The sequence below is a fragment of the Shewanella sp. 1CM18E genome (genome assembly GCF_023161665.1).
Lineage (GTDB): Bacteria > Pseudomonadota > Gammaproteobacteria > Enterobacterales > Shewanellaceae > Shewanella.
Genome location: NZ_JALNTW010000011.1, coordinates 81,294 through 103,666, shown reverse-complemented (window position 1 = coordinate 103,666; position 22,373 = coordinate 81,294). Strand labels below are relative to the sequence as shown.

Sequence of the window (22,373 nt, the reverse complement as noted above, 5' to 3'; positions counted from 1 at the left end):
ACTCATGTATTGGCATACATTCCGTGTGTTTTCTTTGTTCAATAACCGATGACTTTGCGCTAAACGTTAAAAATCAATTTTTAGAAGCTTGAGGTAAGATTCCTAAGGACCTAAAACCTAAAGCTTCATATAAATTAATGACGGAAGTGACGCATACCGGTAAATACCATTGCCATGCCGTGCTCGTCTGCCGCTGCGATGATCTCTTCATCGCGGATAGAGCCGCCTGGCTGGATGATACAACTGATGCCAGCAGCTGCGGCAGCGTCGATACCATCGCGGAATGGGAAGAATGCATCTGATGCCATGACTGAGTCTTGAACTTCTAGACCTTCGTCAGCGGCTTTAATGCCAGCAACTTTAGCACTGTAGACGCGGCTCATTTGGCCTGCGCCGACACCGATAGTCATGCTGTTCTTGGCGTAAACAATCGCGTTTGATTTAACAAACTTGGCTACTTTCCAGCAGAACATTAAGTCTTTCATCTCTTCAGCTGTTGGCTGACGCTTAGAAACTACTTTAACGTCATTAAGGCCAACCATGCCTTGGTCGCGATCTTGCAGCAATAAGCCACCGTTTACGCGCTTGTAATCTAGGCTGGTGGTCTTAGCTGCCCACTCACCACATTCAAGTAAGCGTACGTTAGCTTTAGCGGCAACAATATCACGTGCTGCTTGGCTCACTTTCGGGGCAATGATCACTTCAACAAACTGACGCTCAACAATCGCGCTTGCTGTTGCTGCATCTAGTTCGCCGTTAAAGGCGATGATGCCACCGAACGCTGATGTTGGGTCAGTTTGGAATGCACGGTTATAAGCTTCAAGCAGGTTTTCACCAATTGCTACACCACATGGGTTAGCGTGCTTAACAATCACACATGCTGGCTCGTCGAACTCTTTTACGCACTCTAGTGCAGAGTCTGTATCGGCAATGTTGTTGTATGAAAGTGCTTTACCTTGCAGCTGAACTGCAGTAGCAACTGAGGCTTCATCAAGGTTGGTATCAACGTAGAAAGCGGCTGTTTGATGGCTATTTTCGCCATAGCGCAGATCTTGCTTTTTAACTAGCTGAGTGTTGTAAGTGCGTGGGAACTTAGAATCTGCATGACACTCATCTTTGCTGTGAGCTGGCACTTTAGTGCCGAAGTAGTTAGCAATCATGCCATCGTATGCAGCAGTGTGCTCAAATGCGGCTATCGCTAAATCAAAGCGAGTTTCAAGAGTGGTGCTACCTTCGTTCGCTTGCATCTCGGCAATGACGCGGCCGTAGTCGTTAGCGTTAACGATGATAGTGGTGTCTTTGTGGTTTTTAGCAGTAGAGCGAACCATAGTTGGGCCGCCGATATCGATGTTCTCGATAGCGTCTGCAAGCGTGCAGCCTTCTTGAGCTACAGTTGCCGCGAATGGGTACAAGTTAACCGCTACCAAGTCGATAGGCTTGATATTGTTTTGTTCCATTACGATTTCGTCGATACCGCGACGCGCTAAAATGCCGCCATGCACTTTAGGGTGCAGGGTTTTAACGCGGCCATCCATGATCTCTGGGTGACCAGTATAATCTGACACTTCAATGACAGGCACACCATTATCAGCCAGAAGGCGTGCGGTGCCACCAGTAGAAAGTAGTTCAACACCTTGAGCATGCAACGCTTGTGCAAACTCTAGGATTCCGGTTTTATCTGAAACGCTTAACAGCGCGCGACGAATAGGTCTGGCATTATTCATTGTAGGTACAGGGTCCAGTAGTTATTTTTAAGGATCTTTCGGAAAACAGAACAGTCTCAAACGATAAATGCCTACACTGCTTTCCAAAAGTCCCTCAATTTTTATACCCATCGTCACAGCGCGCGTATTTTATCGTAAATTTACCTCCGGCGGTGTTTTTTTCTGCGCGATTTCACAATACGTTCTACCGAACAAGCTTTCTTTATTATATAGGTGCAGAATAAGCCTTGACCTTGGATACAACTCCAAGGTTTATACTTTAGCGACTGAAGTGAATAAGCCGGTGTTTTTTGGGTTTATTCATCTCTGATTTTTTTAATAGGTTTTGCAGCGAAAGTTGTATTGGTTATCGACCTTGATTGCCAAATAGGTTTGGAGCTAAGCATGTATCGAATTGGTGAACTTGCACAGTTATGTGAAGTAAAGGCTGACACGCTGCGCTTTTATGAAAAGCATGGTTTGCTTGCGCCATCATCGCGCACTGAGTCGGGTTACCGTATTTATACCGAGGCGGATGCCGAACGCTTGCGTTTTATTCTGCGCGCCAAAGCGGTGGGGTTTACCCTTGCCGAGATCACCGAGCTGTTATCGATTGAGCTGGATAAATCCAATTGGGCCTGCGCCGATGTAAAAGGCATGGTCGATGACAAACTGGCTAACGTTGAAGCAAAAATCGCTGAGTTAAACCATTTTCAGTTGTCGCTGCAAAGATTGTCTCAAGCTTGCTGCGGTGGCCCAGAAAGTGCGGAGCATTGCTCGATTCTTGAGGCATTAGAATCCAATACCGACAGCATCCGTTGTGAAAACGATAAGCATAGTCATGACGAACGGCAGTTCACCAAAAACTGCAACGATAAATCACATACTTAAAAATACACGTGAGAAGTAGTTATGTTATTAGAGAACTTTATTGAGCTGTTTCTAGAGTCAGCTCCATGGTTACTATTGGGTTTGGTGTTAGCAGGCATGTTGAAGATGTTCGTGCCTATGGCTTGGATGCAGAAGCAACTGGGTGGGCATGGTTTTAAAACCACAGTTAAAGCTGCTGTGCTAGGCGCGCCGCTGCCATTATGTTCTTGCGGTGTCATTCCCGCTGCCGTTGGTTTGCGCCGCAGTGGCGCCTCTAAAGCGGCAACCACTTCATTTTTAGTGTCGACGCCTGAAACCGGCGTTGATTCAGTCACGGTTTCTTACGTATTGCTAGGGCCATTTATGGCGATTGTTAGACCGATTGCCGCGGTAACCAGTGCTATCGTTGCAGGTCTGTTAGTTGGTCGTGATGACGATGATGAACAAGCTGCGAGTCAGTCCGCAGAATCTAACGCCAAAGCTGCACCAGCAGCCTCTTGCTGTAGCAGTAAAAAGGTTGAGCCTAAAGCTGAAGCTGTGAGCTCATGCTGCAGTAGCAAAAAAGCCGAGCCAAGAGTTGCAGCGGTGACTTCTTGTTGCAGCAGTAAAAAAGCACTTGAAACTGTTGCACCTAAAGCTGAAAAATCTAAAGCCGAAAAGTCTTCGTGCTGCTCAACTAAAGCGTCTAAGGTAGCAACTGTAACTGCAGAAAAGTCATCTTGCTGTAGCAGCAAAAAAACCGCTACAGCGACTCAAGCTCGCAGCCATAACCACAGCGATAGCGAAGCGGGCAGTTGCTGTGAGTCGACTAAAGATATTGCTACTGAGTTGAAAGGTACCTCAGTTATTAGTCGTATAGGTAAAGGCTTACATTACGCGGCAACGGACTTAGTGCGTGATACAACGATCTGGTTGCTAATCGGTTTATTCTTCGCGGCATTAGTACAAACCTATGTGCCAGCCGACTTTATGGCTAAATGGGGCGATGGCATTTTAGCTATGTTAGTGATGGTGCTGATCTCTGTGCCTATGTATATCTGCGCCACGGCATCAACGCCAATTGCAGCAGGTTTACTATTAGCGGGTGTGTCACCAGGTGCGGTATTAGTGTTTATGCTAGCGGGTCCAGCAACCAACATCGCCACCTTAGGCGTGGTAACTAAGGAACTTGGTAAACGCGCTCTATATGGCTACTTAGGTGGCGTGTTAGGTGTGGCGTTAGTGTCTGGCATCTTGGTTAACTACCTAGTGGATACCTTTGGCTTCGTGGTAATGCCACAAATTGGTGAGCAGCATGAGCTATTACCAGCAGGTATCGTTTACACCTCTGGAGTGATCCTGGCGATACTAATGGCGAAAGTGTTCTTAGATAAGCTACCTAAAAACTGGTGGCGCCGAGATTGCTGCTCTTAAATGCTTTAACAATAGTTTTATCTGCATTATAAAGAGGCGCTCATTGAGCGCCTCTTTGTTTTTTAGCGCTAAACCGTGTTAGAAAGAAAGCATCGGGATAAATAGTGTTGAAGAGAAGCTGGATTGCAAAAGAGTACTGAACAAAATGCTGTGGTGATCTTCGATGGCGCTTGCAATCTATGTGATGGCGCGGTCAGCGTCATTACAAGGCATGATCCTCATAAGGTATTTGAACTGGTGGCGTTGCAATCGAACCAAGGGAAAGCGCTGTTAAGCCAATATCAATTAACGGATGTGGCAATGGATAGCGTGATCTTGATAAAGCAGGAACAGTGCTATTTACGTAGCGATGCCGTTATTGAAATTGTAAAACGACTCCAGGGCTGGCCTTGTTTACTAAGACATACAGCTTTACTTCCAAGGGGATTGCGCAACGCGATCTATAACTTTATTGCCAAACACCGTTATCGTTTGTTTGGTCAAAAAGCAATTTGTCAGCTACCTAAGAAGTAATGACCTCAAGCTTTCTTAAAAGCTGCCTTATTTCAAGCGTACTTCAAGCTCTGTTTAACCAGCCATCTCGGCTTTTACTCAAGTAGTAGCACAAGCTGTGCAACCAAGTTTGTGCATTGTTTGTTGAAAATCCCCACTATTTACTGTGCCAAAATGGGGCAAAAAGACTTTATCGGTAAAACAGGGTTAAATTGCTATAACGGCAAATTCAGCTATTTTTAGGCGCAAAACAATAATGCCTTAAGTTTTGTACGGTTTTTGGTTGTGCCATATTGTCTAAAACTAAACTTAAAACCTAGCAAATCAATGCTAGGTTACGTAGGAGTTAATTGCTTTCATCGCTCTTCCCCCCTTATTTCAAGCGCTTCTCTGCTCTTTTTGAGTGCTGTAAAGCCTCAAGTCTATTCATCTATTTAACATCTTAAAGTCGTTGCGAGTGAGACATAATGTCTTTTCTTGTTGAGACATAAAGTCCTTTTTGTTCTAGGTTGGCTTTTGTGGTTTTAAGTTCTGATTTTGTGCGCAAATTGCCTGTTTATTGGTTTTTTATTCTTTTATTTGCTCTCTGGTTCGCTGCTTATTCTGTTCCGTTTTTTGTGTGATTTGGATCATGTGTAATAAATTGTTCGTTTAGCTGACTTTGGGGATAATCTTTTCGCGTTAATAAGTCTGCTTCAGCCTTATAAATTTGAGTCTTTTATTTTACGTCAGTAAAAATATAGATCTGTTATCCAAGGCTGCAGGCTCATTTAACAAAAACCAAAACTACGTGCCGAAGATGAGATAGTCGGTCAGTGTAGCAATACTAATTGTGTGAGGGTGATATGGACAGACGACAGTTTTTTAAACTGTGTGCCTGCGGAGCGACCACATCGGCAATATCAGCGTTGGGATTAATGCCCGGCACTGCGATGGCTGCGCCTCGTGAGTATAAGTTGTTGAAAGCAAAAGAAACCCGCAATAACTGCTGTTATTGCTCAGTGGGTTGTGGCTTGTTGATGTACAGCCATGGCAGCAACGGTAAAAACGCCGAAAAAGCGATTTTCCACATTGAAGGCGACGCAGACCATCCGGTTAACCGCGGCGCACTATGTCCTAAAGGTGCCGGTCTAGTTGACTATGTAAATAGCCCTAACCGTAACCATTTCCCAGAAGTACGCGAGCCAGGCTCTAACGAGTGGAAGCGTATTAGCTGGAATGAGGCATTCAGCCGTATCGCCCGTTTGATGAAAGACGACCGCGATGAAAACTTTATTGAAAAAAATAGTGATGGCACCACAGTAAACCGTTGGTTGAGTACCGGCATGATGACTTCATCTGCACAGCCAAACGAAGGTGGTTTTATTACTCACAAGTTTGCTCGTTCTCTTGGCCTAGTAGCCATCGACACTATTGCGCGTAACTGACACTCCCCAACGGTAGCAAGTCTTGCTCCAACATTTGGGCGCGGTGCCATGACCAACCACTGGATCGATATTAAGAACTCAAATGTCGTGGTGATCATGGGCGGTAATGCCGCTGAAGCACATCCTGTCGGTTTCGGTTGGGTAACGGAAGCTATGGAACACAATAACGCCAAGCTGGTGGTTGTGGATCCACGCTTTAACCGCAGTGCAGCATTAGCTGACTGCTATGCACCACTTCGTAGTGGTACTGATATCGCATTCCTTTTAGGTCTATGTCGATACCTCATTGAGACTAAACAAGTTAACTACGAGTATGTAAAAGCGTACACCAACGCGAGTTACATCATTCGTGAAGATTTCGAATTCAATGAAGGCCTATTTAGTGGTTTTGATGACAAGAGCCGTACTTACGATAAAGACTCTTGGTACTACGAATTAGATGAAGATGGTTATGCCAAAGTTGATGAAACCTATGAGCACCCACGTTGTGTGTGGAACTTATTAAAGCATCACGTTGACCGTTACGACTTTGAAACAGTAAGCAATATTACCGGTACGCCAGTTGAAGATTATGAAAAAGTTTGTGCGCTAATTGGTAGCACACACGTTCATGATAAAGCGGCGACTTTCATGTATGCATTGGGCTGGACCCACCACACTAAAGGCGCACAGAACATCCGTTCTATGGCATTAGTGCAGTTGCTACTGGGTAATATCGGCGTATTGGGTGGTGGTGTTAACGCACTACGTGGTCACTCAAACGTACAGGGCGCAACCGATATGGGTCTGCTATGTCAGAACCTACCAGGTTACTTAAAGCTACCAAATGATAACGATACAGATTTAAGCACATATCTAAATAACTATACGCCTAAGGCGTTGCGTCCGGGCCAAACCAACTACTGGTCTAACTATCCTAAGTTCTTTATCTCACAGATGAAGAGTTTCTGGGGCGAGCACGCAACTGCGGCCAATAGCTTTGGTTATGACTGGTTACCTAAGTGGGACTTACAGTACGACTTCACCAAGCACATCGACATGATGTACAAGGGCCAAGTGAACGGTTACTTCGTGCAAGGGGTTAACGCGATTAACTCTATGCCAAACCGTAACAAGACTTTAGCTGCATTATGCAAGCTGAAGTACCTAGTGGTGATGGATCCGTTAGCGACAGAAACCTCAGTATTCTGGCAAAAAGCCGGTGAGTTTAACGACGTACAACCAAGCGAAATTCAAACGCAAGTGTTCCGTCTACCGACAACACTATTTGCTGAAGAAGAAGGCTGTATTGTTAACTCAGGTCGCTGGATGCAGTGGCACTGGAAGGGCGCGAATCCACCGGGCGAGTCTAAGCCTGATGCCGAAATTTTATCAGGCATCTTAATGAAGCTGCGCGAGCTGTATAAAGCTGAAGGTGGCGTGCTACCAGAGCCGATAGAAGCGGTGAACTGGGCAGGCTACCACAACCCATACTTCCCACACGGTGAAGAAGTGGCAAAAGAGCTTAACGGTATCGATCTTAAAACCGGTAAGCAGCTTGATAGCTTTAGCCAGCTAAAAGATGACGGTAGTACGTCATGTGGTTGCTGGATCTACTCTGGTAGCTGGACCGAAGCCGGCAACATGATGGCGCGTCGTGATAACTCTGATACGTCAGGCAAGGGTATCACTCCAGGTTGGGCGTTCTCTTGGCCGCAAAACCGCCGCGTACTTTACAACCGCGCATCTTGTGATGTTAACGGTAAGCCTTGGGATCCAAAACGCATGATCGTTGAGTGGAACCACGGCAAATGGCACGGCATCGACGTGGGTGACTTCAATATGACGTTACCACCAAAAGAGTCTGCGCATCCGTTCATTATGCAGCCTGAGGGTGTGGGTCGTTTCTTCTCGCTAAAGCTATTAGCAGAAGGTCCGTTCCCAGAGCATTACGAGCCGATGGAATCGCCAATTGGTACTAACCCATTACACCCTAATGTGGTCAGTAACCCGGCGGTACGTTTGTTAGAGGGCGTGGAAGATACGCTAGGTTCACATACGGAATTCCCATATGTGTGTACCACTTACTCGTTAACTGAGCACTTTAACTTCTGGACGATTCATTGTCGTTTAGCAGCGATTTCTATGCCTGAAACTTTCGTTGAATTAGACGAAATTTTAGCGGCGAAGAAAGGCATTGCGAATGGTGATTGGGTCAAGGTGAGCTCTAAGCGCGGTAGCTTGTTAACTAAAGCATTAGTGACTAAGCGTCTGCAGCCACTGAAAGTTCATGGCCAGATGGTGCACACCGTAGGTCTACCTCGTCATGGTGGCCACAACGCACTCACACGTAGAAGTTATAGCTGTAACGTACTGACCACAGAAGTGGGCGATGCGAATACCCAGGTACCTGAATTTAAGGCGTTCCTAGTGGATATCGCTAAGGCTGAGGGAGTTTAATCATGTCTGCTCAAGATATCATTTTAAGCTCTGGCACATCAGAGCTCACTCCTGCGGCGCAGGTACGACGTAAGTTAAGTAAGGTGGCTAAGTTATTCGACGCCACTAAGTGTAATGGCTGTAAAGCGTGTCAGGTTTCGTGTTCTGAATGGAACGATCTGCGTGCACCAGTGGGTAGCTTCCAAGGTTCTTACCAGAACCCAATGGACCTGTCTTCTGAGTGTTGGACGCTGATGAAGTACCAAGAAGTTGAGCGAGATAACAAGCTAAATTGGCGTTTCGCCCATAGCGCATGTATGCACTGTGACGATCCAGCCTGTTTAACCGCTTGTTCGACTAAAGGTGCCATTGTGCAGCGTGCAAACGGTGTGGTGGATTTTGACTCTGATAAGTGTACGGGTTGTGGCTACTGCGTGTCGGCTTGTCCGTTCGATGTACCAAGACTCGACCCTATCGATCAAAAGGCCTACAAGTGCACCATGTGTTCAGACCGTATTCAAGTGGGCCAAGAGCCAGCTTGTGTTAAGTCTTGTATTACAGGCGCACTGAAGTACGGCACCCGTGAAGACATGCTGTTTATTGCCGACTTACGAATTAAAGAACTGCGTAAGCGTGGCTATGTTAATGCCGGCCTATACAACCCTGAAGGTGTGGGTGGTACAGGCATGATCATGATTTTGCATGACATTAATAAGCCGCAAGACTATGGCTTACCAGCGGATCCGAAAACGAGTGTGCCAGTTAAGTTATGGCAAGACGTGGTTAAACCATTGGGTGCGGCGGGCATCATGGCAACAGTTGCTGTTGCTTGCTTACACCGCATTACAGTGGGTCGTAACCTTGTTGAAGAGGACGAGCCAGCTGCGTTCGACCACACTCACTCAGATAAGTCAGATAAGGAGTAACGCTCATGCATAAGCAGAATATGATTTTGCGCCATAAGTTGTTCGACCGCATCTGTCACTGGTTTGTGGTTGCAGCAGGTTTGGTGACATTCCTAACTGGTTTTGCTTTCTTCTTCCCATCATTTCAATGGTTGGGAGCGATTGCAGGTACGCCACAAATGGCGCGCTTTGTTCACCCTATTGCCGGCTTGCTGATGTGCCTGCCGCTAATGTTGATGTTGGTGCGCTATTACCACCATAACAAGTGGGAAAAGAACGACCTAACATGGATGTTAGCTATCAAGGACGTGATGTTCGAAAACGAGGACAAAATCCCTGCAATCGGCCATTACAACCCAGGTCAAAAAGTGCTGTTCCGTACCTTCGTGGTGACCTCAATCGCATTGACGATTACCGGCATCATGATGTGGCAGCCTTACTTTGCCCCTTACTTTGATGCAATTGCTATTCAGTGGGCCATTTTAATCCACGCAATCTGCGCCGTGATCATGTTGATCTTCGTGATTGTGCACTTTTGGATGGCAACGTGGGTAGAAGGATCGGTTGCCGGCATGTTGTACGGCTATGTGTCGCGGGCTTGGTGCAAGAAGCATCACCCTAACATGCTAAACGATCCTGAATTAAAGACTAATAAGTAGGAAAAACACTAATTATGAGCACAGCAATACTCGACGCTGAAAAGATCCCTGGTCAGTCATTGGACATTAAAACCGTGATCGCAGCTGACCCAAAAGCCGTTTATCAATTTCGCGCTAAGCGACTTGCAGAGCTCGCCGAAGAATCTGGATTAACAGAATACTTTGGTTTGCTTGAGCAGTTAGTTGGCGCCCAAGAAAAGGTAGCGGCACTTTACGGTGAGGCGGCAAAGAGCTGCTTTGGCCCTAAGCCAGAGTTAGATCTCAACCAAGCTCAGCCTATGGCGCAGCAGCATTTTGAGTGGGGCAATTATTGGCAGTCGGTATTGCTGGAACTTGTTAGTGAGCTTATGCCTAAAGTCAGTACTGACTTGCATGTAGTGCTAAAGGAACTAGCCAAAGCGGAAGCTGATGTACTGCAAGGTTACGCCAAGTCGATGTTAGGTGGTCACTTTGCTGAAGTGCCAGCACAGTACAGCCTGTTTATTTGGGCATCGTTATCTGTTTACTGGTCACATTGGGCAGTGGATGTTGCCCAAACTTTGGCTGATAAAGGTGAGGCGCATAAGCGTTTATGCCCAGTGTGTGGCAGTCACCCAGTGGGTAGCGTTATCAAGGAAGAACCACGTGTTGGCCTGCGTTACTTGCATTGCAGCTTGTGTGAAACCGAGTGGCATGAAGTGCGCGCCGAGTGCACCTCATGCGGCGAGAGCAAGGGCGTGTTCTTGTGGGCTGAAACCGAAACTAATGCCGCTATTCGGGTAGAAAGCTGCGACACCTGTAAGGGGTATACCAAGATGTTCTTTACCGACATCAACCCAAGACTGGAAGTGGCAGCCGACGACTTGGCGACCTTGGTGATGGACAGCCATTTGGTTGAGCAAGGATACAGCGCAACCACGGTGAACCCATTGCTACTTGCTCATGAGCAAGAGCCTATGGAGTCCGAGCCTCAGCTTAAAGTCGGTGATATTCATTAGCCAGCTTTAACCACGTAAGTCGAACAAGAGCCGCATTGCGCTGCGGCTCTTTTATTAACCTAAATATCTAACATCATTGAACTAACTAGACGAAGACCTATGACTCAAGCTATCAACTCCACTCAAGCTCTTTACCGTTGTTTACCTGCAATGGACAGCTTGCTGCTGATACCTCAAGTGATAGGTTTTATTGACCAGCAGGGTAAATCTTGGATTAAATCCTTATTGACGCAAATGCTTGACGATGCACGTCAGCAAATCACCAACAGTCAAAGCTTACCAAACTGGTGCTTAGATTCCGCGAATATTACAACCGAGTTAGCCAGCCGTATTAGCAAAGCCCAGCGTCAAAGCATGACCCCTGTTATTAATTTAACAGGCACCATATTGCACACCAACCTCGGGAGATCGCAGATGTGTGAAGCGGCGATTGATGCGGTCACTCAAGTGATGCGCAGTCCTGTGCCGCTTGAGTTTGATATGGGCCAAGGTAAACGTGGTCACCGCGACAGTGCAATATCCGCACTAATTAATGAGCTAACGGGAGCTGACAGTTGCTGCATCGTTAACAACAACGCCGCCGCAGTTTTATTGATGCTGGCCGCAACCTCTGCCGGTAAAGAGGTGATAGTTTCTCGCGGTGAGCTGGTGGAGATTGGCGGCGCGTTTCGGATCCCAGACATTATGGCTCAAGCCGGTTGCAAGCTGGTGGAAGTGGGTTGTACTAACCGCACTCATCTTAAAGATTACGCCGCCGCGATTACTGAAAACACTGCGGCAATTATGAAGGTGCATACCAGTAATTATCATATTAGTGGTTTTACTAAGGTCACCGAAGAGGCTGAGCTTGCGGCTTTATGTAAAGGCAAAGGTATCGCACTGATCTCCGATCTTGGCAGCGGCGCGCTCACCGACTTGTCGCGCTTTGGTTTATCAAAAGAACCCATGCCGCAGCAGATGCTAAAAGATGGCGTTAATCTGGTGAGTTTTTCTGGCGACAAGCTGCTCGGCGGGCCGCAAGCCGGCTTAGTGGTGGGCGATCGCGAACTGATTGCTAAGCTACAAGCACATCCACTAAAGCGTGCACTGCGCTGCGATAAAATGACGCTAGCCGCACTTGAAGCGACCTTGATGCAGTACCGTAATCCACAAACGCTAGATAGCCAATTACCTATTTTTAGAAAGCTCTCCCGTCCTTTGGTTGAACTTGAACAGCTTGCACAAACACTGCAGCAATTAGCTGATAGCGTCAATGGCAGCCTATTTGATGTAACAATTCAAGCTTGCCAAACCCAAGTAGGCAGCGGCTCGCAACCTGATGTACTGCTTGATTCTGTGGCGCTGTGTCTTGCTGTTAATACTAACGCTAGCAAACAGAAGCACTCGCCAAGCGTGTTGCAGCTGGATAAGCATTTTAAAGCCGCCAGCATGCCAATTATTGGCCGCATTACTGCTAATCAGTTGTGGCTAGACTTGCGCGGCGCTGACAGTGACAGCCAGTTAATCGAAGTCCTGACAACAAGCCTGCTCGACTTTGAGCAAGTGCCTAGTCAAACGCCTGCAACAAGCCTGGAGGCCGTATCATGATTATTGTTACCGCAGGTCATGTGGATCACGGCAAAACCAGCCTCATTCAAGCACTAACAGGTACTGATGCCGACCGATTACCGGAAGAAAAAAAGCGCGGCATGACTATCGAGCTGGGTTACGCCTTTATGGATTTAGCCGGCGGCGAGCGTCTAGCCTTTGTTGATGTGCCGGGTCACAGCAAGTTTATTAATACCATGTTGGCAGGGGTGAGCTGCGCCAAACATGCGCTATTGATTATCGCTTGTGATGATGGGGTGATGCCGCAAACCCATGAGCATTTAGCTATTTTACAACTGCTTAATCTTGAACACTTAATTGTGGTGCTCACCAAGCAAGATAAAGTCGACAGTGAACGCGTTGAGATGGTTAAGCTTGAGGTGAGTGAGCTACTGGCAACACATCAAAGGCAAACTGATATCTATGTGGTCTCGGCGCAAACTGGCTTTGGTATTAGTGAGTTAAACGATGCGATTACTCAGCTTGCGCAAATGCAAATAACCAAGCTTAAACAGACTCGCGAGCAAGCCAGTTTTCGCATGGCAATCGACCGAGCTTTTAGCGTAAAAGGCGCGGGTCTTGTAGTCACAGGTACTGTGATTAGCGGTCACGTCAGCCAAGGGCAAAACCTGTATCTATCGGGTCAGCGAAAACCGGTCAAAGTCAGAACGCTACATAGCCAAGGTCGAGTAAGTGATAACGCCCATCATTGTCAGCGGGTGGCTCTCAACATCACTGGCGTAGATGCGCATCGCGGCGCTGAGCGCGGTGACTGGTTAACCGAGCTTGATCATGTCGTAGCAACAATCGAAGCGCCAAAAGTCATTTGTGGTGTTTTTGAATCTGTATTGCCATTTAAGCACTGGCAAAGCGTGCAAGTGCATCTTGGTAATCGCCACACCACGGCGCGCTTAGGTTTGCTGCAAAACCTTACTGACGGCAGCGCTTTAGTTGAGCTGCAATGTGAGCAGGCACTTGGTTGTGTCGAGCAAGATAGGATCATTGTGCGTGACAGTGCCGCCAAAACCACATTAGGGGCGCTGCGGGTATTAGATCTGAATCCGCCAACTCGCGCTAAGCGCAGTGATGAGCGTTTAGCTTACTTAGAAAAGCTTAAACAGTGTGACTCGCTAACGGCGAGTTTAAAGGCGCAAATAAACCATCACTGCGTGTCAAAGTCGGCTTTTATGTGGGCCAATCAGTTAACTGAGCAAGCCGCCTGTTTGACAGATGAGCAGCTGATAAACCTTGATGGTTATCTGTTATCAAGTGCATTGCAGCAGCAGATTGAAGCGCAACTACTGGCTCTTATCGCCGATTATCATCAGCAATCTCCTGAGCTATTAGGTTTGAGTATTAACCGCCTGCAGCGCATGACTCACAACCACTATCCATTGCCAGTGCTCTTGAAACTCACCGATGGGCTTAGAGAACAAAAGCTACTGCAGAGCACCCGCGGTTTATTGCACCTACCACGCCACAATTTAGCGTTGTCAGATGTTGAGCAGCTTTTGTGGTCGCAAATAAAGCAGCAACTAATTAGCGCTAAAGGGCCGTTATGGTCGTCAGATTTAGCAACTGAATTAAACCTAGATCTGACAGTTGTTCGCGGCCTGTGCCGTAAGCTTATTCAGCTGGGTTATCTGTCAGCGATTATTAAAGACCGCTTTATGCTAACCGAAAGTCTGTATTTCTACGCCGATGTTATTCGTAATCAAATCAACACCAGTGGTGAGATCAAAACTGCTGATTTCAACTCAATTATTAAGCTTGGCCGCAAAGCCAGTATTCAGTTGTTGGAGTTTTATGACCGCAGTGGATTAACGTGGCGCAAGAAGAAAGACAATTCGAGAGTAATTAGAGATGGCAGCATATTTATATCGAGTGATTTGGCGGAAGAACATAGGAGTTGAACCTACCCGGGACTGCTGGCAGCCCCACCTGGATTTGAAATCCAGACGTTTCACCGGAAACGACGTTCTTCCGTATCACTTGCGGCGAATAATAGGTAATTGTTTTTAGCTAAACAATATCATTGGCTTGTTAACTTTATTAACTGTGAGTGCAAATACTATTTATCGGCAATAACGGTGAAGAGTGGGACATTATTTACCAAATAGTTGCAGCATAGCTCAAGGGATGTGGTGTTTTTATAAATGATATTAATCGACTTATATGTTTGGTAAATGTGACTCCTATTTACATCTATCCATATTGGCAATATTAACGCCCCTAGTGTGGTCTTATTTAATAGAAGAGATGGAACAGCTTTATGACGGAACTTGTATGTGGCTTAAATAATATTACTGAGCAAGCTTCAGTGACGTGTTTTCGTAATGACAGAGAGCAGTCATTAATAGAGACGGTGGCGAAAGAGGTCAGAGTCGCACTGATTTACAATGGTATTTCTCATGTAGTGATGATGGCGTGCCCAACCGCATTAAAAGAGTTTGCTATTGGATTTAGCTTGTCAGAATCGATTATTGAAAGCGTACGTGATATCCGTTCGATTGAAATTGAAACCATAGCCAGTGGTGTATTGGTACATATTGAGGTGTCGCAGCGTTGTTTTATGCAGCTCAAACAGCATAGACGTAGTCTTGCAGGGCGCACTGGTTGTGGTCTTTGCGGCATAGAGCAGATAGAGCAAACGCTTAAACCGATTGTAAAAGTCACAGACACTGCAAGATTCAACCTAAACAGCTTGAAGTTGGCTTTATCTAACCTGCATAAGCATCAAAATGCATTTAATTTGACCGGTGCCACACATGCTGCTGCCATGTTGTCGGCAGAAGGTGATATTATGTGCTGCTTCGAAGATGTGGGGCGTCATGTCGCACTCGATAAATTAATTGGTCATATCAATATCGATAACCAGACTCGTCATTCTGCGTTGTTATTAACCAGTCGAGCCAGTTTTGAGATGGTGCAAAAAGCCGCCATTTCAAATATTAGTATTATATTTGCAATTTCTTCAGCAACTTCGTTAGCGATTGATATCGCGCATAAATCAAATATTACTTTGGTTGGGTTTTGCCGTGAAAATAGGGTGACAATATATACCCATCCTGAAAGGTTGTATTTATGTAATGAAACGCAAGCTAATGTTGAAAATAATAACTTAGCAGTGATCTAGTTAAGGCCTTATTTTCACTATTGGCGTGTGTTTTGGTTTTAGCATTTAATTTAAGCGTAATAAAATAAGTGTTTAGAGAGATTACTTGGCTTAACTTGGTTTCGTTTAACTTAGTTTCGTTTTACTGGGTTTAGCTTAGTAATAAGTCTAGTGCTTAGCTTAAACGCTTAAATTAAGTGTTTCATATTACTTGGTAAGTTTTAAATATGTGGTTAACGTTTAAAAATCAGTTTTTTATTAAATTCTGGTCGCCTTTTGCTGCCGTTATTGCGGCGGGTATATTGTCGACTTATTTCTTTGGCCTTACCGGCTCTTTGTGGGCGGTAACTGGCGAATTTACTCGCTGGGGCGGCCATGTACTGCAGTGGTTTGGGGCTGAGCCGGAAACTTGGCAGTACTTTAAGATTATCGGCCTTAATGGCACGCCGCTAGATCGTGTCGGCGGCGTGATGATCTTAGGCATGTTTGGTGGCTGTATGGCTGCGGTGCTGTGGGCGAATAATTTAAAGCTGCGTATGCCAAGCTCGAAAAAGCGCATTGCTCAAGCATTGATTGGCGGCATGATTGCAGGCTTTGGTGCGCGTCTTGCTATGGGGTGTAACTTGGCGGCTTTCTTTACCGGTATTCCGCAGTTTACCTTGCATGCGTGGATCTTTGCTTTTGCCGCTGCCGCAGGTACTTACATTGGCGCTAAGATCACTTTGTTACCGTTTTTCCGTTCAACTGCCACGCTAAAAGCAGGCGGACTGAAGAAAATTGCTAAGCCTAATCCGAACCAAGTGCAAAACCGTTTTCGCCTAGGCTGGCTGGTGTTTGCCGCTATGGTCGCGCTGTCGCTGTATATCATGCAAAGCTCTACCAAGCTTGGCATTGCCATGTTAATGGGGATTATCTTTGGTTTATTGATTGAACGTGCGCAGATCTGTTTTACTTCAGCGTTTAGAGATATGTGGATCACTGGCCGTACCCATATGGCTAAGGCGATTATCTTAGGTATGGCGGTGAGTGTTATTGGTATCTATAGCTATGTGCAGCTAGGTATGACGCCTAAAACCTTATGGGCTGGCCCAAATGCAGTGATTGGTGGTTTGCTGTTTGGTATCGGTATCGTTATCGCGGGTGGTTGTGAAACCGGCTGGATGTACCGCGCATTAGAAGGTCAAGTGCACTTTTGGTGGGTGGGTATTGGTAATATCGTTGGTGCAACCATATTAGCTTATTACTGGGACGTGGTGGCTGAACCATTAGCGACTAGCTGGGATAAGGTAAACCTGCTAGATGTATTTGGGCCGCTTGGTGGCTTAGCGGTGACTTATCTATTGCTGGGCTTATCTTTTGTGCTGATTTTAATCTGGGAGCAGCGCTTTTTTAATAAGCAGAAGCGTGACCAGCAACAACTCGCGGCAAAGCTTGCCGAATTAAAAGTTGCTCCAGCGGCTACAGCAACACAAGCTTAAAGACCTGTTATTAGAAGTAACGAATTGATTTATATGTTTTGTATTCGGCTCAAGCGATTTGAGCCAATTTATTGCTGAGGAGCAGTTTATGCCAGCATCTATCGTACCTGATTACAATTTAGAGATTTACGGTGAGCCTTGTCCATACCCAGCGGTTGCCACGCTTGAAGCGATGCAATCATTGAAAGCGGGTGAAGTATTGGAAGTGATTACCGACTGCTCGCAATCGATTAACAACATTCCTAATGATGCAAAGAACCATGGCTACGAGGTTTTAGACATCAGCCAGCAAGGCGTGATGCTGCGTTATTTGCTTAAGAAGTAGTTGAAAAATAGTTAAACAGCTTTGTCACGAGTGGTTTGGGTAATCGATTAATAACATTATTTTTTCAAGCGATGCAAAGAACCATGGCTACGAGGTTTTAGATATTAGCCAACAGGGCGTGATGCTGCGTTATTTGCTTAAGAAGTAGCTAAAGAAATAAGTTAAAAGCTAAGCCCAAATGATGCTGCTAATTATTAAGAGCTACACGGCTATGAGGTTTTAGATATCAGCCAGCAAGGCGTGATGCTGCGTTATTTGCTAAAGAAATAAGCTTGTTTACGAGCAATAAAAAGGCACTCAATGAGTGCCTTTTTGCTGAGTCGCGTTTAGCGAGTCAGTAGCGAGTATGTCGTGTTTGTTTACTCTGGAAGTTCTGCGTTGTGGTAAACGTTTTGCACGTCATCACAATCTTCAAGTGCCGCTAGGAACTTCTCGAACTGCTCAATTTCTTCAGCATCAGTAATTGCTGTCATTGTTTGCGGAACGAATGTGATCTCTTCCATCACATAGTCAGTGTCTTCTGGTAGCTCAGCTGCTAATGCAGTTTTGACTTTGAAGAACTCTGTGTGCGGTGCGTAAACGCTGATCATGCCATCTTCTAGTTCAACGTCAGATACATCAACGTCAGCCATCATTAGCATTTCTAGAATTGCATCTTCGTCGTCGCCAGCGAATACGAATACCGCTTGGTGATCGAACATGTGACCAACAGTACCTGGGCCACCTAGCTTAGCATCGTTTTTAACGAATGCTTGGCGAACTTCAGTGAAAGTACGTTTTACGTTGTCAGTTAAGCAGTCAGCAATAACCATACAGCCGCCAGGACCAAAGCCTTCATAACGCGCAGTTTCGTAGTCTTCACCACCACCGCCTTTGGCTTTTTCAATTGCACGTTCAATAACGTGTGCTGGTACTTGGTCTTTCTTGGCTTTGGCAATCATGGTGCGAAGTGCAAGGTTGCCATCAGGATCGAAGCCACCGTTCTTGGCGCAAACGTACAACTCTTTCCCGTAACGAGAATAAAGTCTAGTTTTTTGCCCAGCAGTTTTCGCCATGGATTCTTTTTTGTTTTGGTATGCTCTACCCATCTTGATCTTTCTCACTAAGCTTAAAAAATTGCCAGCAATGTTAGCAGCTTTATCGAAACAAATCAGGTGCAGGCCTTTAAAAATGCTAATCGCAGCGATTAATTTTGTTTTATATCTGCATCTAATGCTCTAAACCATAGCGAGTTAGGCTTTTTGTCAGCCATTTGTCTAACCGTTAGTGTCTACTCTTGAAAGGATTCCACTAGCGCATCAATGGTTTTTTTGATTAACAGCGGCGGTGTACGGCCAAAATCATGCAAGGCATACACACTGTTTAGTGGGCATTGATGACTGGCGATGAGTTCAACGAGTGAGGGCTGCTGCTTAAATACAAAATCAGGTAATAAGGCCACACCTAAGCCTGCTTTTGCTAATGACAGCACAGCAGATGAAGTATCGGCAAAGCGATTAGCACTAAAGCTTAGGGTGAGGGCTGCCTCTGTTTTATTGGCTTTAGTTTGTAGTTGGTGCTCGATATTTTGTCCCTGCCAAGAGTTAGCGATGTAATCTAATTCTTGCCATTGCTCGGCGGCTATTTGTTGTTGATGCTGCGCAATAAAAGCGGGGCTGGCGCAAAGCACATCGCGAAACTCGCCGACTTTGCGCTGGATTAAATTGCTCGATGCTAACTTACCGACTCGCACCGCGAGGTCGATATCTTGTCCAAGCAGATCAATACGGCGATCTTGCACCTGAATACTCGGCCTAATCATAGGGTTGCCTTGGCATAGCTTGCCAATAGTTGGCGCAATAAAGTCGTCAACTAAAGCGTGGGGGGAGCTGATTGTAATTGGTCCCGCTAGCTTGTCGGCACTTTCTCTAGCTTGCTGCCACGCTAGGTTAGAGATATTGGCTAATTCACCGCAGCGCTGGTAAAAATCTTTACCTGCAGGAGTAAGTTGTTGTTTACGAGTGGTTCTATGCAATAGCTGCACACCCACCGCTAGCTCTAGTGATTTTAAATGGTGACTGACCACAGATTTAGACAGACTGAGTTTATCGGCTGCAGCGCTTATCGAGCCGCTATCGACGATTTGTTTAAATATGGCCATATGTCGCAGATGATCCATATTGCTTTCCTTATCTGTGATCTGATGATTATCTAGTTTAATTGTTCTGTTTAGTCGAACACTTATTGCAGTTTTACCTAGGTTATCAATGCTAATTGTCGCTGTAAACTGATGGCATAAATTGATAACTAATACAGGTTCACACTATGTCTCAGAAATTACTCGATGCGGTAAAGCTTGCCAGCGCCACTTGGATGCAAGGTTTTAATACTCAAAATGCAGCACTGTGCGCGGCACAATATGCTGCCGATGCACCAATGCTAGCTCGTCCTTTTGGCGAGTTTGTAGGCCGCGAAGCGATTCAAGCATTTTGGCAAAACTTGATTGAGCAAGGCTATTGCGATGTTGAATACACTAGCCCTGAATTTAAAGTGCTAGATGAAAAATCGGTATTGCTGACAACTGCTTGGAAAATGAATAAAGCCCATGGCGTAGTCCACAAAGAAATTTGGGTGCTGCAAGATGATGGTACGGCTAAGCTGGTGGATGATGAGTTTGAAGTCCTAGGTTAGGCGGCATAGCTGCTGTTATACCCACTATATCAACAAGCAAATATTGATATGTATAAGTTCAAGTAAGCGAACTTGCTTGAGCTTATATCAATCAGTAAATCGATTTAGTTACAGCCTATTATTTCTGCATATTAACGCTCAAGTCACTATCGTTTTTTACCGCACGCCACTCGCTTAATTTTTCATTAATTTGCGATTTCCCCTTAGCCATTAATATTGGCTTTTTTTGGGTTGTTTCCCTTGTTAGTTGTTGTTAATAAAACTGTTTTTCTAAAGAGTGCTTTCGGGTGCTAATTAATTGAATCTTAATTTGTTTTTAGGCTGTTTTTGTTTTTTTATTTATGTGAACCATACCTCTAAAGAAGTATGTTGGTGAGAATTTAGTCACATAAAAGCCCTAGTTGAAACTTTAAGGTAATGACGGGGGAGTAAAAGGTCACGACTTAATAAAAATTATGGAGTGATGATGAGAAAATTTAATAAATGCAGTGTGGCGTTAATCGTCGCAACCGCTTTCGGTCTAGCAGCCTGTAGCGATGGCAAAGATGGTAGTGACGGTGAAGATGGCACCAGCCCGCTACCGCCAGTAGTTGAAGTGACTGAAACCACCAATGTTGAAATGCTCAGTCATACCTTGGAAGAGGGCGCTGTGCGCTTCGAATTTGAAGTCACTAACGAGGAAGGTTTGTTAGTTAGCGGACTCGAAAAGGTGAGTGCTGAAGTGGCAGCGCTAACCGATAAAGGTATTGCTCGTAGTCGTCCAGACTTTGAGGGCACTATTGTCGGTGGCAGTGCCTCGGATGAAACCGAAGGTGCAAGCCTGACGATGACTGAAGATGGTCGTTATGAGTTCTTAGCGCCGATGCCTGCGGTGAATTCGGGTACTGAAAGTATCATTCGTATTGCAGTGGGCGGTAGCGAAAAAATCGCTAAATCTGCTTATATCGTGGTTGATAAATCTGAAGGTTTACACACTACTTCAACGGCAACTTGTCATGGTTGTCATGTCGATTACGCCGCATCTAATCTAAAACATCCAAGCTACACCGCAATTAACACTGACGGTGAAACCGATCTCGTGGCCGGTTGTATGGTGTGTCACGGTAATGTGGTCCGTGATGAAGGTGGTTATGCCCGCAACTCAATGCAAAAAATTGGTCATATCAATCACCAGAAGTTTGAAAAAGACTTTGATGCTGCTAACTGTTATACCTGTCACGCAGAGCCTATCACTAAAGTGAATAGCATGAGTACTTGTACTGACTGCCATGACGCTGCTGGCGTCGGTACAACGGCTGTCGCGATGACATACACTGGCTTTAGCGAGTCTGATGATGTGCGTCTATTCCATAAAAAAGTTGCTGAAAAAGCGACAGTACGCGATGAGCATTCATCGACGATTTCTGCGCCATACATGAGCGCAGATGCGGGTTACTGTACCGATATCGCCTTGTTTAAAGGTGAAGAGCAACTGAATCTTGAGACCTTACTTGCCGATGGCACTGTGTCTTATCTTGGCGCATACCTACATGGCTATGATAACGGTTCAATTGTTGGCCGTGCGGCACGTACTGCAACGACCACATTTGATGCTAACGGCACCGCAGCGGTATGTTTCGCAACGCTAGATGCGACTTTCCCAGAGTTAATGGCAAGCTCGCGCATTACCTTTAACTTTGGTGAAGACGCGAGTTATGACGGTGTCACCTTGCATGGTTACTCTGACATGATGTCAGGTACGCTATATGAGCGTCGCCATAGCGTCACCATGGATAGCTGTAGCACTTGTCACAACAACGAAACCAACTACCACAAAAATGGCAGCTACGCTGATGGCGGTTTAGGTTGTGTTGCTTGTCATAACAACGGTCAAGATCGTAGCTCTAAAAACTCTGCACCTGGCTTTGGCCCTATGGTTCATAGCATGCACTGGGGCGTAGGTAGCTCAGCAATTACTGGCGAGCCAAACTCGGCGACTCAGCTTAATGCTGAAAACTGCGTTGCATGTCATGCCGAAGGTATCGACTTAAATGCGGTACCTAATCAGTACATGCTATCGAAAGCCTTTAATGGTGGCACTGCTGGTGTGGCTTCAAGCCCAGTAACGGCTAACTGTTTTGCATGTCACGATAGTGACCAAGCGCTTAACCACATGAAGTCGAATGGCGGCGAAATCAATACTCCGGTTGATCATACTGGCGATTGGTTCAGCCAAGGCACTTCAGAGTCGTGCGCAACTTGTCACGCAGAAGGTCGCTCATACGGTATTGAAAAGTACCACGTGTTTGACCGTAAAGAATAAAAAGTAACGGTTAGCTGCTCCCTGCAACTGGC

17 protein-coding genes and 1 tRNA gene are annotated in these 22,373 nt (G+C 45.8%); 14 read left to right on the top strand and 4 right to left on the bottom strand.

All coding sequences use genetic code 11. The features are described from left to right. Nucleotides 1–134: 134 nt before the first annotated feature. A complete protein-coding gene (gene purH / locus MSG37_RS14805) occupies nucleotides 135–1,724 on the bottom strand; it encodes a bifunctional phosphoribosylaminoimidazolecarboxamide formyltransferase/IMP cyclohydrolase (protein ID WP_248471423.1) in 1,590 nt (529 codons plus the stop codon). Nucleotides 1,725–2,108: 384 nt separating this feature from the next. On the opposite strand from purH, the gene zntR reads away from it, so the two are divergent. The 9 genes from zntR (at nucleotide 2,109) to selB (ending at nucleotide 14,364) form a co-directional block, all read left to right on the top strand. Next, the gene (gene zntR, locus MSG37_RS14800) at nucleotides 2,109–2,594 is read left to right on the top strand and encodes a Zn(2+)-responsive transcriptional regulator (protein WP_248471422.1); all 486 of its coding nucleotides are present in this window, start codon (nucleotides 2,109–2,111) and stop codon (nucleotides 2,592–2,594) included. A gap of 21 nt (nucleotides 2,595–2,615) precedes the next feature. Next, nucleotides 2,616–3,986, top strand: a complete 1,371-nt coding sequence (locus tag MSG37_RS14795; protein ID WP_248471421.1) for an SO_0444 family Cu/Zn efflux transporter — start codon at nucleotides 2,616–2,618, stop codon at nucleotides 3,984–3,986. A gap of 123 nt (nucleotides 3,987–4,109) precedes the next feature. Beyond that, nucleotides 4,110–4,499: a DCC1-like thiol-disulfide oxidoreductase family protein gene (locus MSG37_RS14790; RefSeq protein ID WP_248471420.1), complete on the top strand. Its 390-nt coding sequence runs from the start codon at nucleotides 4,110–4,112 to the stop codon at nucleotides 4,497–4,499. 824 nt (nucleotides 4,500–5,323) lie between these two features. Further along, a complete protein-coding gene (fdnG, locus tag MSG37_RS14785) occupies nucleotides 5,324–8,344 on the top strand; it encodes a formate dehydrogenase-N subunit alpha (RefSeq protein WP_248471419.1) in 3,021 nt (1,006 codons plus the stop codon). A gap of 2 nt (nucleotides 8,345–8,346) precedes the next feature. Further along, nucleotides 8,347–9,249 (top strand): formate dehydrogenase subunit beta, encoded by a 903-nt coding sequence (gene fdxH, locus MSG37_RS14780; RefSeq protein WP_248471418.1) that lies wholly within the window; start codon nucleotides 8,347–8,349, stop codon nucleotides 9,247–9,249. A gap of 5 nt (nucleotides 9,250–9,254) precedes the next feature. Further along, nucleotides 9,255–9,887: a formate dehydrogenase subunit gamma gene (locus MSG37_RS14775; RefSeq protein WP_248471417.1), complete on the top strand. Its 633-nt coding sequence runs from the start codon at nucleotides 9,255–9,257 to the stop codon at nucleotides 9,885–9,887. A gap of 14 nt (nucleotides 9,888–9,901) precedes the next feature. Next, nucleotides 9,902–10,864 (top strand): formate dehydrogenase accessory protein FdhE, encoded by a 963-nt coding sequence (fdhE, locus tag MSG37_RS14770; RefSeq protein WP_248471416.1) that lies wholly within the window; start codon nucleotides 9,902–9,904, stop codon nucleotides 10,862–10,864. Between the two features lie 99 nt (nucleotides 10,865–10,963). Beyond that, nucleotides 10,964–12,451, top strand: a complete 1,488-nt coding sequence (selA, locus tag MSG37_RS14765) for an L-seryl-tRNA(Sec) selenium transferase (RefSeq protein ID WP_248471415.1) — start codon at nucleotides 10,964–10,966, stop codon at nucleotides 12,449–12,451. Further along, nucleotides 12,448–14,364 (top strand): selenocysteine-specific translation elongation factor, encoded by a 1,917-nt coding sequence (gene selB, locus MSG37_RS14760; RefSeq protein WP_248471414.1) that lies wholly within the window; start codon nucleotides 12,448–12,450, stop codon nucleotides 14,362–14,364. The genes selA and selB overlap by 4 nt, the downstream gene beginning before the upstream one ends. Here the strand turns inward: selB and MSG37_RS14755 are convergent. Beyond that, a tRNA-Sec gene (locus tag MSG37_RS14755) sits at nucleotides 14,342–14,436 on the bottom strand. The genes selB and MSG37_RS14755 overlap by 23 nt on opposite strands. A 287-nt stretch (nucleotides 14,437–14,723) precedes the next feature. Here MSG37_RS14755 and fdhD point away from each other — a divergent pair. The 3 genes from fdhD (at nucleotide 14,724) to yedF (ending at nucleotide 17,369) form a co-directional block, all read left to right on the top strand. Continuing rightward, complete coding sequence (gene fdhD / locus MSG37_RS14750) at nucleotides 14,724–15,587, top strand: formate dehydrogenase accessory sulfurtransferase FdhD (RefSeq protein ID WP_248471413.1); 864 nt, start codon at nucleotides 14,724–14,726, stop codon at nucleotides 15,585–15,587. A 206-nt stretch (nucleotides 15,588–15,793) separates the two neighbouring features. After that, nucleotides 15,794–17,044 carry a selenium metabolism membrane protein YedE/FdhT gene (gene yedE / locus MSG37_RS14745; protein WP_248471412.1) on the top strand — a complete coding sequence of 417 codons (1,251 nt, stop codon included), beginning with the start codon at nucleotides 15,794–15,796 and terminating at the stop codon, nucleotides 17,042–17,044. Between the two features lie 88 nt (nucleotides 17,045–17,132). Further along, nucleotides 17,133–17,369, top strand: a complete 237-nt coding sequence (yedF, locus tag MSG37_RS14740; RefSeq protein ID WP_012153712.1) for a sulfurtransferase-like selenium metabolism protein YedF — start codon at nucleotides 17,133–17,135, stop codon at nucleotides 17,367–17,369. A 359-nt stretch (nucleotides 17,370–17,728) separates the two neighbouring features. Here yedF and MSG37_RS14730 read toward each other — a convergent pair whose 3' ends face one another. Both MSG37_RS14730 and MSG37_RS14725 read right to left on the bottom strand, forming a co-directional pair. After that, complete coding sequence (locus MSG37_RS14730; RefSeq protein WP_248471411.1) at nucleotides 17,729–18,457, bottom strand: YebC/PmpR family DNA-binding transcriptional regulator; 729 nt, start codon at nucleotides 18,455–18,457, stop codon at nucleotides 17,729–17,731. A 182-nt stretch (nucleotides 18,458–18,639) separates the two neighbouring features. Next, nucleotides 18,640–19,527 (bottom strand): LysR family transcriptional regulator, encoded by an 888-nt coding sequence (locus tag MSG37_RS14725; protein WP_248471410.1) that lies wholly within the window; start codon nucleotides 19,525–19,527, stop codon nucleotides 18,640–18,642. A 146-nt stretch (nucleotides 19,528–19,673) separates the two neighbouring features. Here MSG37_RS14725 and MSG37_RS14720 point away from each other — a divergent pair, with 146 nt between their 5' ends. Continuing rightward, nucleotides 19,674–20,039 (top strand): isochorismatase, encoded by a 366-nt coding sequence (locus MSG37_RS14720; protein WP_248471409.1) that lies wholly within the window; start codon nucleotides 19,674–19,676, stop codon nucleotides 20,037–20,039. Between the two features lie 466 nt (nucleotides 20,040–20,505). Further along, the gene (locus MSG37_RS14715) at nucleotides 20,506–22,341 is read left to right on the top strand and encodes a cytochrome c3 family protein (protein WP_248471408.1); all 1,836 of its coding nucleotides are present in this window, start codon (nucleotides 20,506–20,508) and stop codon (nucleotides 22,339–22,341) included. Nucleotides 22,342–22,373 lie beyond the last annotated feature (32 nt).

Excerpts from the sequence above, each read along its gene's own strand:
- MSG37_RS14715 (WP_248471408.1), top strand. The coding sequence starts at position 20,506 with ATGAGAAAATTTAATAAATGCAGTGTGGCGTTAATCGTCGCAACCGCT.
- MSG37_RS14775 (WP_248471417.1), top strand. The coding sequence starts at position 9,255 with ATGCATAAGCAGAATATGATTTTGCGCCATAAGTTGTTCGACCGCATC.
- fdxH (WP_248471418.1), top strand. The coding sequence starts at position 8,347 with ATGTCTGCTCAAGATATCATTTTAAGCTCTGGCACATCAGAGCTCACT.
- MSG37_RS14720 (WP_248471409.1), top strand. The coding sequence starts at position 19,674 with ATGTCTCAGAAATTACTCGATGCGGTAAAGCTTGCCAGCGCCACTTGG.
- fdhE (WP_248471416.1), top strand. The coding sequence starts at position 9,902 with ATGAGCACAGCAATACTCGACGCTGAAAAGATCCCTGGTCAGTCATTG.
- MSG37_RS14730 (WP_248471411.1), bottom strand. The coding sequence starts at position 18,457 with ATGGGTAGAGCATACCAAAACAAAAAAGAATCCATGGCGAAAACTGCT.
- MSG37_RS14795 (WP_248471421.1), top strand. The coding sequence starts at position 2,616 with ATGTTATTAGAGAACTTTATTGAGCTGTTTCTAGAGTCAGCTCCATGG.
- zntR (WP_248471422.1), top strand. The coding sequence starts at position 2,109 with ATGTATCGAATTGGTGAACTTGCACAGTTATGTGAAGTAAAGGCTGAC.
- yedE (WP_248471412.1), top strand. The coding sequence starts at position 15,794 with ATGTGGTTAACGTTTAAAAATCAGTTTTTTATTAAATTCTGGTCGCCT.
- yedF (WP_012153712.1), top strand. The coding sequence starts at position 17,133 with ATGCCAGCATCTATCGTACCTGATTACAATTTAGAGATTTACGGTGAG.
- selA (WP_248471415.1), top strand. The coding sequence starts at position 10,964 with ATGACTCAAGCTATCAACTCCACTCAAGCTCTTTACCGTTGTTTACCT.
- purH (WP_248471423.1), bottom strand. The coding sequence starts at position 1,724 with ATGAATAATGCCAGACCTATTCGTCGCGCGCTGTTAAGCGTTTCAGAT.
- MSG37_RS14725 (WP_248471410.1), bottom strand. The coding sequence starts at position 19,527 with ATGGATCATCTGCGACATATGGCCATATTTAAACAAATCGTCGATAGC.
- fdhD (WP_248471413.1), top strand. The coding sequence starts at position 14,724 with ATGACGGAACTTGTATGTGGCTTAAATAATATTACTGAGCAAGCTTCA.
- selB (WP_248471414.1), top strand. The coding sequence starts at position 12,448 with ATGATTATTGTTACCGCAGGTCATGTGGATCACGGCAAAACCAGCCTC.